Annotated in this window: 15 protein-coding genes; 12 read left to right on the top strand and 3 right to left on the bottom strand. The window is 37.6% G+C overall.

What is annotated here, in order from left to right; translation table 11 throughout:
- Positions 1 to 87 precede the first annotated feature (87 nt).
- The 3 genes from OLD84_RS13730 to OLD84_RS13720 form a co-directional block, all read right to left on the bottom strand.
- On the bottom strand, positions 88 to 546 hold the full coding sequence (locus OLD84_RS13730) for a hypothetical protein (RefSeq protein WP_209464570.1): 459 nt from the start codon (positions 544 to 546) through the stop codon (positions 88 to 90).
- Entirely contained in the window at positions 546 to 674 is a 129-nt protein-coding gene (locus OLD84_RS13725; protein ID WP_264917211.1) for a hypothetical protein, read from the bottom strand. Before OLD84_RS13725 ends, OLD84_RS13730 begins: the two co-directional genes overlap by 1 nt.
- A gap of 223 nt (positions 675 to 897) precedes the next feature.
- Entirely contained in the window at positions 898 to 2,955 is a 2,058-nt protein-coding gene (locus OLD84_RS13720; protein ID WP_209464571.1) for a thioredoxin domain-containing protein, read from the bottom strand.
- A 435-nt stretch (positions 2,956 to 3,390) separates the two neighbouring features.
- On the opposite strand from OLD84_RS13720, the gene ftsW reads away from it, so the two are divergent.
- From ftsW to OLD84_RS13660, 12 genes are all read left to right on the top strand, one after another.
- Complete coding sequence (gene ftsW, locus OLD84_RS13715; RefSeq protein ID WP_209464572.1) at positions 3,391 to 4,527, top strand: putative lipid II flippase FtsW; 1,137 nt, start codon at positions 3,391 to 3,393, stop codon at positions 4,525 to 4,527.
- An 86-nt stretch (positions 4,528 to 4,613) separates the two neighbouring features.
- The gene (rodA, locus tag OLD84_RS13710; RefSeq protein WP_209464573.1) at positions 4,614 to 5,786 is read left to right on the top strand and encodes a rod shape-determining protein RodA; all 1,173 of its coding nucleotides are present in this window, start codon (positions 4,614 to 4,616) and stop codon (positions 5,784 to 5,786) included.
- 159 nt (positions 5,787 to 5,945) lie between these two features.
- Positions 5,946 to 6,911, top strand: a complete 966-nt coding sequence (locus tag OLD84_RS13705; protein ID WP_209464574.1) for an N-acetylglucosamine kinase — start codon at positions 5,946 to 5,948, stop codon at positions 6,909 to 6,911.
- A gap of 16 nt (positions 6,912 to 6,927) precedes the next feature.
- Complete coding sequence (locus tag OLD84_RS13700; RefSeq protein ID WP_209464575.1) at positions 6,928 to 7,788, top strand: MurR/RpiR family transcriptional regulator; 861 nt, start codon at positions 6,928 to 6,930, stop codon at positions 7,786 to 7,788.
- Between the two features lie 334 nt (positions 7,789 to 8,122).
- Positions 8,123 to 9,232 (top strand): serine hydrolase domain-containing protein, encoded by a 1,110-nt coding sequence (locus OLD84_RS13695; protein ID WP_245301698.1) that lies wholly within the window; start codon positions 8,123 to 8,125, stop codon positions 9,230 to 9,232.
- A gap of 26 nt (positions 9,233 to 9,258) precedes the next feature.
- Complete coding sequence (locus tag OLD84_RS13690) at positions 9,259 to 10,407, top strand: exo-beta-N-acetylmuramidase NamZ family protein (protein ID WP_209464578.1); 1,149 nt, start codon at positions 9,259 to 9,261, stop codon at positions 10,405 to 10,407.
- 75 nt (positions 10,408 to 10,482) lie between these two features.
- The gene (locus OLD84_RS13685) at positions 10,483 to 11,772 is read left to right on the top strand and encodes an ABC transporter substrate-binding protein (protein ID WP_209464579.1); all 1,290 of its coding nucleotides are present in this window, start codon (positions 10,483 to 10,485) and stop codon (positions 11,770 to 11,772) included.
- 124 nt (positions 11,773 to 11,896) lie between these two features.
- Positions 11,897 to 12,766, top strand: a complete 870-nt coding sequence (locus OLD84_RS13680) for a carbohydrate ABC transporter permease (protein WP_209464580.1) — start codon at positions 11,897 to 11,899, stop codon at positions 12,764 to 12,766.
- A gap of 14 nt (positions 12,767 to 12,780) precedes the next feature.
- The gene (locus OLD84_RS13675; RefSeq protein WP_209464581.1) at positions 12,781 to 13,653 is read left to right on the top strand and encodes a carbohydrate ABC transporter permease; all 873 of its coding nucleotides are present in this window, start codon (positions 12,781 to 12,783) and stop codon (positions 13,651 to 13,653) included.
- 73 nt (positions 13,654 to 13,726) lie between these two features.
- Positions 13,727 to 14,707, top strand: a complete 981-nt coding sequence (locus OLD84_RS13670; protein WP_209464582.1) for an N-acetylglucosamine kinase — start codon at positions 13,727 to 13,729, stop codon at positions 14,705 to 14,707.
- Entirely contained in the window at positions 14,704 to 16,017 is a 1,314-nt protein-coding gene (locus OLD84_RS13665; protein ID WP_209464583.1) for a 6-phospho-beta-glucosidase, read from the top strand. Before OLD84_RS13670 ends, OLD84_RS13665 begins: the two co-directional genes overlap by 4 nt.
- A gap of 102 nt (positions 16,018 to 16,119) precedes the next feature.
- Positions 16,120 to 17,325: an exo-beta-N-acetylmuramidase NamZ family protein gene (locus tag OLD84_RS13660; RefSeq protein ID WP_209464584.1), complete on the top strand. Its 1,206-nt coding sequence runs from the start codon at positions 16,120 to 16,122 to the stop codon at positions 17,323 to 17,325.
- Positions 17,326 to 17,339 lie beyond the last annotated feature (14 nt).

The raw sequence follows: 17,339 nt of genomic DNA, 5'->3' as shown, positions 1-17,339 counted from the left end.
ATGTAACGAGGATATTTTTCTAGTTTGGATATATAATTCTTTATGAGGAAATCTAGGATGTATAGAGGTAGATATAATCAATTAAAATTATGTGCCGAGATATTGTTTTTTTACTTTCGCAATATCTCTTTCATTCCTTGTGTTTTTTCTCCATACAAATTCTTGATCAGCTTCTAGAGATCGGAAATTTCTCATTACTTCTGAATGTCGTTGATCACTTTCCATGCGCATGTCCTGATAATCACTTCTCAAGAAAGAAATGTCTTGCTTCATTTCTTGCTGTTCCTTTTTCATTCCATCCTGTTCTATGCGGAAAGCAGCCATTTCGCCTTTCATTCCATCTTGCTCTATACGGAAAGCGGCCATTTCACCTTTCATTTCATCTTGTTCTGTGCGGAAAGCGGCCATTTCACCTTTCATTTCATCTTGCTCGGTGCGGAAAGCAGCCATTTCGCTTTTCATTTCATCCTGCTCTGTGCGGAAAGCGGCCATTTCATTTTTCAACGAAGTTTGTTCTTCTCGAAATGAAACCTGTTCTTCTTTCATTACCTTCTGTTCATGCGCATTCCAGTTTGTTCTTCTATAACATTTCCTACGGTATTGATTAACTGTACAATCATATTTTCCAGTTTATCAAAGCGGTTTTCCAAGCGGTCAAATCGCTCTTCACTCATTTGTTTCACCTCCTTGATTCAACATTATAGCCCATATTACTAGATTTGGCTATATGAAAATTGTCGGATTTTATCATTCATTACCATCTGTTTTGCACTTTGCAGTAGCTTTATCAATGTTATAGATTTTTCCGTTCACAGTAGTTTTTTTAAGAATATGGTCGTCCATTAGGAGTTAATAAAAATAAGAAGTGACGCTCCGTTTCAGAACGACACTTCTTGATTATTTTCCCATAATCATTTGCAAAGCTTCCTCTATATCTGTGGTTGGTTGTTGGCAGGAAAAGTTCTCACAAACATAAACGGTTGTTTGATCATTTAACTGTTTATAGGACGCAGCAAATGGGGCTATATCGGAAAAATGTTCCGGATTTTCCCCTGCAAGAATCGTAACATTTGGTAAAAATGCTTGTTGTAGTCTGTCTACTAGCTTTATTCGTTCTGGATCTTTTGCCGGTCCTAGTATGACAACCTCTTTGGTTGGAATTTCCGTCAACTGAAGGGATTGCAGAAAGAACGGGCTTGCTGACGCGATTCGTTCTATGTCATCAAAAAAGGTATAGTACATTTCATCCGTTTTATCGAGATACGCATTCTCCCCAGTTAAATAACCCAAACGCGTGAGCATAACAGCTGCAACGCTATTGCCTGATGGGATCGCTCCATCATAGATTTCCTTATCCCTTGCAATTAATTGCTCGCTGTCCCTCCCGCTAAAATAAAAGCCACCATCTTGCTCGTCCCAAAAAAGGGCAATCATGTCATTTGCAAGTTTCTTTCCTTTTTGCAGGTAATCGACTTCAAAGGTTGTGTCATACAGTTCGATATAACCCCATAGGAGGAATGCATAGTCATCCATGTAGGCCTTGTACTTTGTTTCACCTTCCCGAAAGCGTGCCATTAAGCGGTCATTCTCATATAAATTGCTTTCGATAAACGCCATGGATTCGACAGCAAGTTGCAGGTAGTCGCCGTTATTAAATACTTTTCCCGCCTTAGCTAGAGCTGCAATGACCATCCCGTTCCAGCTTGTTAAAATTTTATCATCCACATGTGGATAGATACGCTTTTCGCGCTCCACCAAAAGTTTTTCTCGTGCAGCTTCCAACTGGGCTTGAAGTGCCTCTATTGAAAGGTTGTTCTCTAACGCTTCGTGTTCTAAGTTCTTATTTATCAGGTTAGGAATATTTTTCCCTTCGAAATTTCCCTGTGGTGTGATGTCATAGACAGACGTGTATAATTCAGCAAGGTCTTTATTGAGGATTGTGAATATCTCTTCATAATCCCACACATAATATTTCCCTTCCACACCTTCTGAATCCGCATCGATTGCAGAGTAAAAGGCTCCTTCTGTGTTCATCATTTCTCGCTTTAAAAAGGTGATAATTTGTTCGGAAACTTTTTTATAGAAAGGGTCATTTGTAACTTGATAGCATTCTGTATATGCAATCAGTAACAAGGCGTTATCATAGAGCATCTTTTCAAAATGTGGAACAAGCCACTTCTCATCGGTAGAATAGCGTGAGAATCCATAACCTATATGATCAAATATCCCGCCTTTGGCCATGGAATTCAATGTGTTTTCTACTATCTTAGATTCCTTCCCTTGTTCATTAAAAAAATAGTGCCTTAGCAAAAATAGTATATTTTGCGGCATGGGGAATTTAGGTGCTTTACCAAATCCACCATAGGAAAAATCAATTTCGCTCACTAATTGTTGATGTGCTTTTACAACGGTTTCCTTCGTAAGGCGGCTGTCGCTTTTAGCTGTTACCATCTTATTAAGTGCATTTGTTACACTGTCCGTTACTTCTTCGATATGGTCTGGATCTTCCTTATATTTTATATGAAGCTGGGTTAAGGCTTCCATGATGCCAGGCATTCCATATTTACTTGTCTTGGGCAAGTAAGTAGCAGCATAAAAAGGTATCTTGTCAGGCGTCATGAATATTGTTAGTGGCCAGCCACCGTGTCCAGTCATCATTTGGCATACTTTCATATAAACAGAATCCACGTCTGGACGTTCTTCACGGTCGACTTTTATCGAAATAAATTTATCATTTAATAAAGAAGCTACTTCCTGATCCTCGAATGATTCATGGGCCATAACATGACACCAATGACATGTGCTGTAGCCGATAGAGAGGAAGATGGGTTTGTCTTCTTGTTTGGCTTTTTCAAATGCCTCCTCGCCCCATGGATACCAGTTTACTGGGTTGTCGGCATGTTGGAGAAGGTATGGGGATTTTTCCTCCGTTAACCTATTATATGTACGTGACATTATATGTACCTCCTTCTACGTATTTCACTATAATGTATCTTCCCCAACAAAGGAAAAAAGACACGGTATTTTGTAATGAATATGGCGAATTTTTATCTTTTATACAATTTCTTTGATTATTCAATGGTTACATCCTTTTCATATTACTGTTTAATTGCTATAATTATACTCTTAAGCCGTTTTATTATAGAGCGTCCTGTGCGTTGTAAAATTCTAATGAGGAACGGTTACTTTATGTCGTTACACAGAAAATAACAAATCTCACTATAATACGACTAGCAGAGATGTGCATTTTGATTTAAAATAATGGAAGAGGAAATAATATAGACATTGACTCAAATCAAATCTATTATTCTCGGTTAGTCGTATTTTCAGAATCATAAATGTGGTAGTTAATTGTAAATATATAGATGCACAGAAGAAGGTGAGCTGGCGATGAAGAATATAATGAAACGTTGGGACTTTGGATTATTTACGCTCATTTTATTGATGGCTTTATTTGGATTAATGATGGTATATAGTTCCAGTTTTCCATATGCTATATTGCAACATGGGGAAGATAATTATTTCTTTAACAGACAATTAATTTGGATTGTAGTGGGTTTCGTTATATTTTTTGTCGTTAGTTTCATTCCTTATCAACTATTAGGAAAATTTATTGCACCTTTAATTCTACTATTGATCGTTCTACTTGGGCTTGTACTCGTTCCAGGGATAGGTGTGGAAAGGAATTACTCGACGAGATGGTTGGGAGTTGGACCATTCGTATTTCAACCATCTGAGATAGCAAAACTTATTATGCTTATATACTTTGCTAAAGCGTATAGTAATAAGCGGAATTATATTGGTGAATTTAGTCGTGGGTTTTTGCCTCCGCTGCTTATTCTTGCTTTTGTGTTCTTCCTTATTATTATGCAACCGGATTTGGGAACGGGAATATCTATTATCATTGCTTGTGGTGGAGTTCTCCTGCTTTCTGGCGCGAAATGGCAACATTTAGGTGTATTAGGTGGGTTGGCTGTTTCAGGAGTTGCTATGTTGGCATTTTCTGCAGATTATCGGATGGATCGAATGACTTCATTTGTCGACCCTTTTGCAGATCCGCTTGGTCAAGGCTTACAACTAGTTAATTCTTACATCGCGATTGGGACAGGTGGTTTTACTGGAGAAGGCCTAGGTAACAGTATCCAGAAAATGGGTTACCTTCCCGAGGCACATACCGATTTTATTATGGCCATCATTTTGGAAGAGTTAGGTATAATAGGTTTAATTATTGTCATGGGAATGTTTGTAACTTTCTTGCTGAAAGGCTTTGATATATTCAAAAAAACACCTAATTACTTCGGTAAGTTTCTAGCATTCGGTATTACGATCCAAATTTGCTTTCAAGCTATTTTAAACTTAGGATCCGTATCAGGGCTGCTACCTATTACAGGTATTACGCTACCATTAATTAGTTACGGCGGATCATCGATGGTTATTACATTAGCTGGTATAGGAATGTTAATGAATATTTCGATGCAGAATAATAAAGCCGAACAGCAGAATAGCGAGGAAAAGAATTCCGCTTGAAAAAGTTTTTCAATTGTAACTTCATAGATAAATTAGGCTTGGTAAATGCCACGTTTTCTAAGCAATAATAAGGGAAGGGTAATATTATGGACTCTTTAAAACACGGAATACGAAATGTTGTGAATAGATTAGATTACACGCTTCTCCTGTGTGTGTTTTTATTATTTATCATTAGTCTAATATCTATTTATAGTGCATCTGGTCAGTATAGTCAGGACCCTTCTTATTATTTGATTTTGCAAGCTATTTGGTTTGGGCTGGGGTTTATTGCAATTATTTTTGTTGTTCTCTTTATCGAATATGAACATTATCGGTCGTTAGCCATTCCGCTTTATGTTATCGGTTTGCTTTCGTTAATTTATGTCCATTTCTTTGGAGAAATGCGTAAAGGCTCTCAACGTTGGGTATCAATTGGTGGTATTGACATTCAGCCATCTGAGTTTGTGAAAATCTTCTTAATTATTATGTTGGCTACAGCAATATACAAAATTACGGAAAGATCTAAGAACTTGATGCAACGAGATGTTTCTATATTAACGAGTGTGGCTGTGTTATCACTTATCCCGTTCTATTTTATTTTTTCGCAGCCAGATCTTGGAACTTCGCTCGTCATCGTAGCGATTGCAGGGACCATGTTATTTATGTCAGGTGTATCCGCTAAGCTAATATCATTTATTGTGTTGGGGATAGGAGTTATTTTGGCAGCTTTAGCTTGGGTATTTGTAAACTTTCCTGATATTTTTAATTTGTTATTAAAAGACCATCAATTAGAGCGTATCTATGGTTGGTTACAGCCCGATCAATTTGCGAATACATTTGGTTATCAATTGAGCGGAGCAAGAATGGGGATAGGTTCTGGACAACTATTCGGGAGTGGTTTTCAAGAAGGAGCTATGTCCCAAAGTGGAAGAGTGCCAGAAATTCACACCGATTTCATTTTCACTGTAATAGGTGAGGAGTTTGGATTTTTTGGTGTTTCGATACTATTGTTGATTTTCTTTATTATGATTTACAGAATGGTTTTAATTGCAATAAATAGTAAGGATTTATTTGGCATGTGTCTGATAGCAGGAGTAATTGGGCTGTTCACTTTTCAGATTTTCCAAAACATCGGCATGACGATTGGTCTCATGCCAATAACAGGTTTAACCCTGCCATTTATTAGTTACGGCGGAAGTTCCTTGCTTACAAATATGATTGCAGTTGGCATTGTTATGAATGTGCATGTTCATACGAAAGAGTATATGTTTGAAAATTAGAGAAAGAGACGTTGACTATAGGGGTTGACGTCTTTTTTACTGTAGAATGTTAGTAGGCAATGAAATTAAGTTTTAATAATGTACTTGTTTATTAACATAAAAGAATATATTGTAGAAGATAAAGAGAAGTAATATAGCTATCAAAGGATGATGGATGAAATGAGCTATGTAATGGGGATCGATGGTGGTGGAACGAAAACAAAAGCAGTAATAGCGGATAGGAAAGGGAGAGTACTAGCGCAACATATGGTCGGGCCAACGAATCCAAACATTGTTTCTGAAGAAGAGCTAAAGGATACACTCGAAATATTATTCACTTCTTTGGAAAGAAAGGCACCTATTCCATTTCAAACAACTACTTGCCTGTTTGCTGGAATCTCTGGTGCAGGGAATGACAAGAATAAGCGAGTTTTGCATCTATTAATAGAACAATTTGTACCAGGTAACATAGCTGTTCAGGTTGAGGTTGATACGATTAATGCCCTATATTCTGGCACATATGGAGCGCCAGGAATTGTACAAATTTCAGGTACTGGATCGATTACATATGGAATCAATCGCCACCTGGAGCATGATCGCGTTGGTGGGTGGGGGTATTTATTTGGTGATGAAGGAAGCGGGTATGATATTGGGAGAAAAGGGCTTATTGCAGCACTCAAAGCAGTCGATGGACGTGGATCAGAAACGATTATGCTTCCTTGGTTGTATACGCATTTTAATGTATCACGTGCACAGGACTTAATCCAAAAAATATATTCATCTCCTACGCCTAAGAATAAAATTGCACCGCTTGCTAAAATTGTCTTTCAGGCTTATAAACAAAAGGACCCCTTGGCATGTAAGATTTTAGCAGAAGCAGCAAAAGAAATCACATTTAGTATTAAGACATTATACGAAAAGCAATTTGAAGTAGGAGAAAAGGTAGATGTTGTTCTGTGTGGCGGCGTTTTTAATGATGAACATGTACTGCCACGGCTTATAAAAGAGAATTTGAGTAAGTACCCTACTATCAATGTGATTTTACCTGAGATAAGCCCGGTGGGTGGGGCACTGATTGGCGCTTATTTGATGCAGGATATCGATTTAGATGAAGCAATAATTACTACAATTCGGAACACAATCTAATAAAAGAGGTGATGGGATGTCTCATACAGGCGGGCTCGTAATTTTGAAGGAAATGGTAAGTAGCTTACCACCATCGGAGAGAAAAATAGCAGATTATATTTTGAATAACCCTGAGGAATCTATCTTATTGACGGCATTAAGTCTGGGGGAAAAGAGCCAAACGAGTAGTGCGGCAGTGATACGTCTGTGTAAGTCTCTTGGTTTGAGTGGATTTCAGGAACTGAAGATCCGTGTAGCAGGGGATTTGCGAGTTGAATCAGTCGACGATCATCGCGATATTGAACCAAATGAAGAATACAGAAGTATTATCGATAAAGTTACATCGAATACGATCCAGACCGTGAAAGAAACAGTAGATATTATGAGTGAACAGAATCTAGAAAAGGCAGTGTCAGCTCTAACCAATGCAAAGTCAATTATATTTATTGGGTTTGGAGCATCCTATATTGCTGCCAGAGATGCGGAACAAAAATTCATGCGGATAAATAAAAATGTATTTTCATTCTCAGATGTACACATGGCGGCCACATCAATCGCCAACAAAGGTCCGGGTGACGTCGTGGTTGGTATTTCTTTTTCCGGCAACACGCAGGAAGCAGCAAAACTCCTTGAACTTGCCCATAACAAAAACACAACAACAATAAGTATAACAAAATATGGAAATTCGTTAGTTAGTCCGTTTTCTGACATCCAATTACACACTTCAGCAGCGAAAGAAGCAACATTTCGAAGTGGAGCAACATCTTCACGAATTGCGCAGCTTCATGTTATTGATATTTTATTTATGAGTCTAGCTTCTATCGAGTATGATGAAACGATTATGCACTTAGACAAAACAAGAGACGCTATTGCTTTTTTGGCAGATAGGAAAGCATAGGAATTTCCTGTTTGCCTAAGCAAAAATAAGGAGAAATACATTAAAAGGATTTGGTATGCCAAGTTTTCTAATAAGTAGATGAAAGGTTAATATAGTAGTTTTTGTGAAAACTGAAATTTTATAACAAAATTCCAATATAATGTTGCAAAATTATTTCAATTGAAATATAATGAAATTGAAATAGGATTTAATCCCTAAAAAGTTAAAGGTATAACATTTTTTGAAAGGGCATTCATTTATTTGAATATATCAATTTATTAGTAAGCTAAACCATGACTGAATAAAAGTGCTTAAAGAAATGAAATGAGACTTAGATGATAAGGGTGTTCATGTAATGCGAGAATTATCCAAGGAAACTCCAAGCAACGTTGGTATGGATGAAGGAAGGTTAAAGCATGCTTTTTCAATTTTGTCCCGTGAAATAGAAAACGCAAAGATTCCAGGGGCGGCAGCTATTGTAGGGCGCGGTGATTATGTAGTCGATAGCTTTACAGATGGTTACATAAGGCTGGACGGTGCTGATAAACATCCTGTTAATATGGATACGATCTTTGATTGTGCATCTCTAACAAAAGTGGTTGTTACCATGCCTCTCATTTTAAGACTTGTAGAACAAGGTTTAATTGAATTGAATGAACCTGTATCCACTTTTATTTCAGCGTTCAAAGAGGGGAAAAAATCTCTTGTGACAATTAAACATTTATTGACCCATACATCTGGCTTAAAGCCAGGTGTCAACAAAAATTTTACAAACTGGCATCCAGATGAAATTAAGCAATATATTTATTCTCAAGAAGTTGAGGCGGAACCAGGAAAAAGAGTTGTCTACAGTGATCTCGGTTTTATCATACTTGGAGAGATCATTTCAATGATTTTAGACAGACCGCTAGATATAGCGGCGAAAGATTATCTTTTATTACCTTTAGGGATGTCCGATAGCTATTTTTGTCCTCCGAAATATCTGAAAAATCAAATTGCGGCTACGGAATATCGAAATGATCTTGGGCGTTATCAGTGGGGAGAAGTTCATGATGAACATGCCAATGCTCTTGGTGGTGTAAGTGGACACGCGGGTTTGTTTTCTACTGTGGGTGATTTAGCGCAATATGCTCGAATGTGGTTGAACAAAGGAAAATTAGGTAATAATTTTATATTTTCACCAGTAACTGTTGAAAGAGCGATTCAAAATCATACGAATGTGCTCGGTGGGAATAGGGGGCTTGGGTGGGCTTTGAAAGGTGACGAACTTGATGCGTCAGGTGATTTGTTTTCAGCATATTCATATGGTCATACTGGATTTACTGGTACTAGCATATGGATCGATCCAGACACAGATTTGTTTGTTGTACTATTAACGAACAGCGTGCACCTTGGAAGAAACGGATCTATTTCCAATTTAAGAAGGATATTTCACAATGCTGTCACTGCAAGCATAACCGAATAAGATTTGAGAGGAGAAATAAGTAGCTTATGAAATTAGGAAATGAAAATCTGTTTACTGATGCTTACGACTCTTTATGGAAGGATTCAAGGATCGGAATGGTCACCAATTATACTGGAATCAACCTAAATTTTGAAAGAACAATAGATAGATTGATAGAAAGGGGTGCGAACATAGAAAAACTATTCGCGCCAGAGCATGGTTTTTACGGTGTAGGGAAGGCTGGGGAATTGATAGCTAATGAGGTCGATAGAAAGACTGGTATTGATATCATAAGCCTATATGATAAGGAAAAAAATATGGATCCTTGCTTATTGAATAACATCGACGTTTTAATAATGGAATTTCAGGATGTTGGTGTCAGATTTTACACGTATATTTCAACGATGTTTCGTGTAATGAAAACAGCTTCACAAGTAGGTGTGCCGCTTGTTATATTAGATCGTCCAAATCCGCTAGGTGGAACCATAATAGAAGGGGGAGGAATTGAAGGTAACTATCATTCATTTGTAGGAGATTATGATCTACCTATTCGACATGGTATGACGATTGGAGAGCTGGCTAGTTTATACAAATTTGAAAATGGCCTAGATGTGGATCTTGACATTGTTAAAGTTGAAGGGTGGAAAAGAGATTGGCTTTTTTCGGACACTGATCTTTCTTGGGTGCCACCCTCTCAAAACATTCCGGATTTTGAATCATGCTTGCTTTATCCCGGAACCGCTTTTATAGAAGGAACCAACTTATCAGAAGGCAGAGGGACTGCAATGCCATTTCGATGGATTGGTGCTCCGTGGATTAATGGGGAGAAACTTTCTAATGTGTTGAATGAAATAGGACTTCCTGGTGTTCGGTTTCGCCCGGTTATGTTTAAGCCATCACTTTCCAAGCATCAAGATGTAACAGTTGAAGGAGTTGAAATCCATCTAACGAATCAAAGAAGTATTGTCCCTACAGAAATAGGACTGCATATCATTGATCAAACGAGAAAACTTTATCCAACTAAATTTAGTTGGGTTAAAACAGGAAATGATTATTTTATTGATCTGTTATGGGGTAACTCTACATATCGCTATGATATTGAACTTGGGAGACCAGTTTCCGAAATAAGTCAGGAGTGGCAGGATTATGCAACTTGGTTTATGAAACGTAGACAGGCCCATTTATTATATACATAAAGGGGGTGATCCTAGAAAAGTTAGAGAGTAAGGCAGTATTTAAAATGTCAAATAAATAATTAGGGGGACAGAAAAATGAAAAGGAATCAATTAATTTTCTTTATGTTTTTGATTGCAGCAATGGTTTTTCTTGCTGCTTGTAATGATGATTCGACTGAAACGTCAGGCTCAGACAGTGGCGAAGATGAGGAAATAACGCTTGAATTTTGGACCATGCAATTACAGCCAACATTTACTGACTATATTAATGGAATGATAGATGACTTTGAAGCTGATAATCCAAATATAACGATAAATTGGTTGGATGTTCCAGCAGGTGATCTTGAACAGAAGATATTAGCTGATGTAAGTGCTGGCAATGCTCCAGATCTCGTAAATTTAAATCCATCGTTTGGCGGAAGTCTAGCTGAACTAGATGCAACTGTAAATATGGATGAAGCACTTTCAGACGAGGAAATTGATCGATATGTTGAAGGGGCCTGGGAGGCAAGTCAATTAGATGGAGAGACTTTCGGCATTCCATGGTATCTTGATACTGCAGTCACCTTAAATAACGCTGATATTTATGAAGAAGCCGGTTTAGATCCAAGCCAACCTCCAGAGACATACGAAGAAGCGAAGGAATATGCAGAAATTATAAGTGAAGAAACAGATAAATACGGATACTTCCCATCACTTGATCTTTCTTTGCCGTTGCAACACATGGAACTGATGGGTGTACCATTGACAAATGAAGATGGAACTGCAGCTTTCAATACTCCAGATGGTGTTGAAGTATTTGAGTACTTTACGGAATTATATGAGAATAATTTGATTCCAGCTGAGTCCTTAACTGGTGATCAGCGAGAGGGTACTAACTTTTACCAGTCAGGCCAAGTTGCGTTTGGAGTTAACTTTTTCATAGCAGAAATTGAAGAAAACGCACCGGACATTTATGATTCAACTGTACCATCCGTGGCAATAACTGGAGACTCAGGTAAAAAAACCATGAGTGTACAAAATCTAGTTGTTCCTGAACAAAGTGAGCACCAGGAAGCAGCAGTTGATTTCGGACTGTTTATTACGAGCGCAGAAAATCAGTTGGAATTTGCTCAACTCACACCAATTCTACCTTCTTCAACCGAAGCTCTAGAAGATCCTTATTTCACAGATCCACCTGAAGACGCAGATCCATTAGAACTAGTGAGAATTACATCGGCCGAACAATTACCAGATGCTGAGTTGCTTGTTCCACCAATGGATAACCTGAATGAATTACAAACAGTAATGTATGATGGGTTTTCCAAGGCGATGCTTGGTGAGTTATCACCAGAAGAGGCGTTAGCTGAAACAGAAGAGAAATGGAACGAAATAGTAGCTGAGTAATATGGAAAGCGAAAGGGTAGGGGTATTTCCCCTATCCTTTCGATAAACAGATTGTAAGTTTATTAAGTTTATATCGGAGAAGAGGCAAATTTTGTTGGATCTCCTGAAAAAGGGAGGGAATTTCATGAAGAGACAGAAATTAACACCTTATTTATTTTTGATTCCAGGTTGCATAATTTTAGGTGCATTTATTTTTTATCCGATGCTGCAAGCGATATGGTTAAGTCTTACCGAATTTAATATGATTGAAGATGCAACATTTATCGGATTAGAAAATTATGAGAACCTACTTCAAGATGATTTATTTTGGCAAACACTAATGAATACGTTTATTTATTTAATCGGAGTTGTGCCAGCGCTGGTAATTATTCCTATTTTTCTAGCAGTGTTAGTAAACCAGAATATCAAAGGGATATCCTTTTTTCGCTCAGCTTTTTTTATACCTGTTGTTACATCATTAGTTGTTGCAGGTATAGCATGGGATTGGGTGTATAAGGAACATGGTTTGTTAAACTATGCGCTTGAAGTTGTGGGGATTATCACGGAACCAATAGGGTGGTTGACTTCAACATCTACAGCTCTGTTCGCTGTAATGGTTGTTACGGTTTGGAAAGGTTTAGGATATTACATGATTATCTATTTGGCCGGGTTACAATCCATTCCTTCAGATCTTTATGAGGCAGCTAAAATAGACGGAGCAAACTGGTGGCAACAAGTAACACGTATAACGATTCCAATGTTGATGCCATTTGTATTAGTCGTATCGATTATGTCTTCCATTTCTGCAATGAAAGTTTTTGAGGAAATTTATGTCATGACAGGTGGGGGACCGCTTCACAGTTCTGAAACATTAGTGTTTTATATATATACAGAGGCTTTTAGTAATTTAAATATGGGTTATGCAAGTGCAGCTGGGGTTATATTATTTATATTCACACTAATTCTATCAATTATTAATCTGAAAGTTATGGGGAAAAAAGGGAATATTAGGTAAGGAGGTGGGATAATATGGCTTTATCTTCTGTTAAAAATGATGAAAAAACAATAACTAGAAAACTATGGAGTGTATCGAAGAAGTTACTGATATATTTACTTTTAATTTTCATTACTTTATTTATGTTAGGCCCGTTTATATGGCTTCTTTCAACAGCACTGAAATCCGGCGGTGAGAATATATTTCAATATCCTCCTAAATTAATTCCAGATCAAGTGACGTTTACTAACTTTGTTAAAGTAATGGAAACCTTTCCGTTTTGGAGATACTTGTTTAACAGTACAATAGTAACAGTATTAACTGTCATTTTTAACGTTTTATTTTGTTCATTGGCCGCATACCCGCTTGCGAGGATGTATTTTAAGGGAAAAAATATCATATTTATCTTAATTCTTAGTACGATGATGATACCGTTCCAACTTTTAATGATACCGATTTATATTATGTCTTTAAATCTTGGGCTTGGTAATACATACGCAGGTATGGTTCTACCACATATAACAACTGCGTTTGGCGTGTTTTTAATGCGTCAGGCATTCACTGTGATACCTAAGGAATTAGATGAGTCGGCAAGGATAGATGGAGCTAATAGCTTTCAAATTTGGTTTAGAATATTGATGCCGCTCGTTAAACCTTCGATGGTTACACTGGCAATTTTTACATTTATCTCAGCATGGGGAGATTTCCTGTGGCCATTAATAATTGTAAGTGACCAAGACATGTACACACTTCCACTTGGTTTAAATATGCTTTCTGGTACATTTACTTCAGATTGGCGTTTAATTGCAGCTGGGGCAATTATTTCGATGATTCCAGTAGTACTATTCTTCCTTTTCCTTCAAAGGTATTTTATTTCGGGTGTTATGAAAGGTGCAGTCAAAGGCTAATAGTGTTAAATACAACACCTTGGAAATGGGGGTTTTTCAGGGTTAATAAGTTGTAAGTTAGGAGAAAAGCATATTGAGATATATACTTGGTGTAGATGGTGGAAATAGTAAAACGTATGCAGTAATCGTTGATGAAAAAGGAAATCGAATCGGACATGGCATTTCAGGAAATGGAAATCACCAGGGTGTAGGAGTTGATAGATTTCTAGAAAACATACAATCCGCTGTAGACCAAGCTCTTAACGAAGGCGGTCTGCAATCGGGTGATATTAGCTTCGCACAATTTGGATTGGCTGGGGCAGATAGAGAGAAAGATTATAAGATTCTCAAAGCCTCCTTAGCAAAATTACCATTTGAAAATTGGGATGTAGTATCTGATGCCCTAGAGGGGATTAGAGCTGGAAGCCCTACGAATACAGGAGTTGTGCTCGTATGCGGTGCTGGAACGAATGCTGCAGGTAAAACAAAAAATGGAAAGACAGTACAAACTGGTGGTTTTGGCTATCGATTTGGTGATGGTGCTGGAGGTGCCTTTATGGCTGATGAAGCATTTCGTGCGGCCATCCGTTCCTGGGAATATCGCGGTGAACGTACCCTTTTAACGGAAATGATACCAAGAGAGCTAGGGTATCAGAATATAGAAGAATTGTATAACTATTATATAGATAATTTAAATGAAAAAGTGCCATTTGAAGTCACATTAATTCTTCATCGTGCAGCAGATAAAGGGGACTTGGTAGCAATGAATATTCTGAAAAAGGTTGGGTGGGAATTAGGAATTGCGGCCAATTCCGTTATCAAGAGGTTAGGTGGTTTCGATGGTGAAACAATTCCAATTATCCTCGTGGGTTCTGTTTTGCAGGAAGGGAAGAACCCAGCTCTTTTTGAAATGCTTAAGAAAACGATACAAGATGAGAATGCCGATTATGAATTAATTAACTTAGAAATGGAACCGGTATATGGTTCGGTTTTATTAGCTATGGATAAGCTTTCTATTGAAGCCGATGATACCATTTTGAATAAATTCATTTCATATGGAGGGTATCAATCATGACGAGGAAACAATTAAAAATCGCTGTAATAGGCGGTGGATCTTCCTATACACCAGAATTGATTGAAGGGTTTATCCATCGGTACCATGAATTATCTATTCGAGATCTGTTTTTAGTAGATGTTGAAGAAGGAAGGGAAAAACTTGATATCGTTGGAGCATTAGCAAAACGCATGGTTGAAGAAGCGGGATTACCTATTCGTATTCATTTAACGATGAATCGAAAGGAAGCAATTAGAAATGCTGATTTTATCACTACTCAGATTAGAGTCGGTCTTTTAGAAGCTCGTGCTCGTGATGAAAGGATTCCTTTAACCTATAAATGTGTAGGTCAAGAAACTACAGGCGCTGGAGGGTTTGCTAAAGCCTTACGTACAATCCCTGTCATTTTGGATATATGTAAAGAAATAGAAGAATTAGCTCCGAAAGCGTTTCTAATAAATTTCACGAATCCAGCTGGACTAGTCACAGAGGCTGTTATTAAGTATTCGAACGTCAAAAGTATTGGCTTATGTAACCTACCTATTGGCACAAATATGCAAATTGCAAAGATGACAAATACTGATGTTTCTAACGTAGACATAGAATGGGTTGGGATTAATCATTTGAATTGGACAACAAAAATTCAAGTCAAAGGCAAAGATATCCTTGAAGAAATTCTGAATAAGTCTCCTGGTACAGAAGGGTTAAATGTTAAGAATATCCCTGATTTTGGATGGGACCGGGATTTCTTACGCTCACTTGGTTCCCTTCCATGTGGCTACCTTCGTTATTATTATATGAGTGATAAGATGCTCAATGAAGAATTGGACTCCCTAGAAACAAAAGGAACACGAGCCGAAGTGGTAATGGGAATTGAAAAGGAGCTTTTTGAACTATATAAGGATCCTGTTTTAAATCATAAGCCGAAACAGTTAGAAAAACGAGGTGGAGCCTACTATTCCTTGGCAGCCGTTAACCTTATCACGTCTATTTATAATAATAAAAAGGATATCCAAACGGTTAATATAGAAAATAAAGGAATATTGACTTGTTTAAATAACGATGTCTCCGTTGAGGTTAACTGTGTTATTGATGCAGAAGGAGCCCACCCGGTCCAAATTGATAAACAACCTGAGCCGCACATCCGTGGATTATTGCAAGTGGTAAAAGCTTATGAAGAACTAACAGTAGAAGCTGCATTTAATGGAGATTATGATATTGCATTACAAGCGTTAACCGTTCATCCATTAGTTACTTCTGTAGATGTTGCCAAACCGATACTTGATGACATATTAAAAGAAAATCGTGATTTTCTTCCACAATTCCATTGAACGTATAGATGGAGATTCCTAATTCGTGTCAACCTGCACAAAAATATAGAAGAAAAAGATTGTAACCGAAGCGTTTAACTATACTAAATGAGGAGTGTTTTTGTGGTAGAAGAAATATCATTATCTGCTTCAAAATTAGAAGGGCATAATGATACTAAAAACAGCGTAATTCCTGGTATTGATGTCTTTTTAAAGGAACATTTAGATTGGGTGAAAGATAAAAAAGTTGGACTAATAACAAATCCGACTGGAGTGGATCGTCATTTAACAAGTGATATTGATTTATTGCATGAACATAAAGCTGTTAATTTAACTACCTTATATGGACCTGAGCACGGTATCAGGGGTAATCAAGAAGGTGGAGAACATGTAGAATCATACATGGATGAAGCAACAGGCTTACCTGTATACAGTTTATATGGATCTACATGGGTACCAAGTAAGGAAATGTTGAACGATGTAGATGTATTATTATTTGATATTCAGGATATCGGCTCAAATGTTTATACCTACATTTATACCCTTGGTTTCGCTATGGAAGCAGCAGCTGAATTTGATAAAGAAATCATTGTATTAGACCGGCCAAATCCAATTGGTGGTATAAGGGTAGAAGGACCACTTCGGTCTGAAGATACAGTTAGTTTTATGGGGAGATTTCTATTACCAGTTCGTCATGGTTTAACAATAGGTGAACTTGCCACCATGTGGAATCAAGAGTATAGCATGGGTGTGGATTTAAAGGTTTCCAAAATGAAGGGTTGGAAGCGTACCATGTTTTTCAGAGATACAAGTCTTCCTTGGGTAATGACGTCCCCTAACATACCGACACAGGAAAGTGCATACTTATATACAGGGACTGAATTACTAGGCAACACAACACTTTCTACAGGTATAGGTACTACAAAACCATTTGAGTTCGTAGGTGCTCCTTGGGTTAATGGTGAAAAACTGCAGAAAGAAATGAATAGTCGTAATATTGCTGGGGTCACTTTCAGATCAATATATTATACGCCGATGCACGGCGACTATGAAGGTAGATTAGTTGGAGGAGTTCAAGTGCATATTGAGGATCCCTCACAGATTGATTTAGTATCACTAGGTCTCCATTTAGTTGATGCTATAAGAAATCAGAATCCAGATAAGTTTGAAATGCATGCCAATTACTCCTATATTATTGGTAACACAGAAGTACCAAAACTGATTCTGGAGCATAAGCCTGTTGATGAAATTATTGATTCCTGGATCGACGAATTGAATACATGGATTACGCAAGTGCGTAATCAGTATTTACTATATGAATCGACGTAATGCCTAATAATATA

Source organism: Virgibacillus natechei (genome assembly GCF_026013645.1).
GTDB lineage: Bacteria > Bacillota > Bacilli > Bacillales > Amphibacillaceae > Virgibacillus_L > Virgibacillus_L natechei.
The sequence above is the reverse complement of the archived record's forward strand: the minus strand, read 5'-3'. Positions and strand labels throughout refer to the sequence as shown.

Excerpts from the sequence above, each read along its gene's own strand:
- OLD84_RS13730 (WP_209464570.1), bottom strand. The coding sequence starts at position 546 with ATGAAAGAAGAACAGGTTTCATTTCGAGAAGAACAAACTTCGTTGAAA.
- OLD84_RS13725 (WP_264917211.1), bottom strand. The coding sequence starts at position 674 with ATGAGTGAAGAGCGATTTGACCGCTTGGAAAACCGCTTTGATAAACTG.
- OLD84_RS13720 (WP_209464571.1), bottom strand. The coding sequence starts at position 2,955 with ATGTCACGTACATATAATAGGTTAACGGAGGAAAAATCCCCATACCTT.
- ftsW (WP_209464572.1), top strand. The coding sequence starts at position 3,391 with ATGAAGAATATAATGAAACGTTGGGACTTTGGATTATTTACGCTCATT.
- rodA (WP_209464573.1), top strand. The coding sequence starts at position 4,614 with ATGGACTCTTTAAAACACGGAATACGAAATGTTGTGAATAGATTAGAT.
- OLD84_RS13705 (WP_209464574.1), top strand. The coding sequence starts at position 5,946 with ATGAGCTATGTAATGGGGATCGATGGTGGTGGAACGAAAACAAAAGCA.
- OLD84_RS13700 (WP_209464575.1), top strand. The coding sequence starts at position 6,928 with ATGTCTCATACAGGCGGGCTCGTAATTTTGAAGGAAATGGTAAGTAGC.
- OLD84_RS13695 (WP_245301698.1), top strand. The coding sequence starts at position 8,123 with ATGCGAGAATTATCCAAGGAAACTCCAAGCAACGTTGGTATGGATGAA.
- OLD84_RS13690 (WP_209464578.1), top strand. The coding sequence starts at position 9,259 with ATGAAATTAGGAAATGAAAATCTGTTTACTGATGCTTACGACTCTTTA.
- OLD84_RS13685 (WP_209464579.1), top strand. The coding sequence starts at position 10,483 with ATGAAAAGGAATCAATTAATTTTCTTTATGTTTTTGATTGCAGCAATG.
- OLD84_RS13680 (WP_209464580.1), top strand. The coding sequence starts at position 11,897 with ATGAAGAGACAGAAATTAACACCTTATTTATTTTTGATTCCAGGTTGC.
- OLD84_RS13675 (WP_209464581.1), top strand. The coding sequence starts at position 12,781 with ATGGCTTTATCTTCTGTTAAAAATGATGAAAAAACAATAACTAGAAAA.
- OLD84_RS13665 (WP_209464583.1), top strand. The coding sequence starts at position 14,704 with ATGACGAGGAAACAATTAAAAATCGCTGTAATAGGCGGTGGATCTTCC.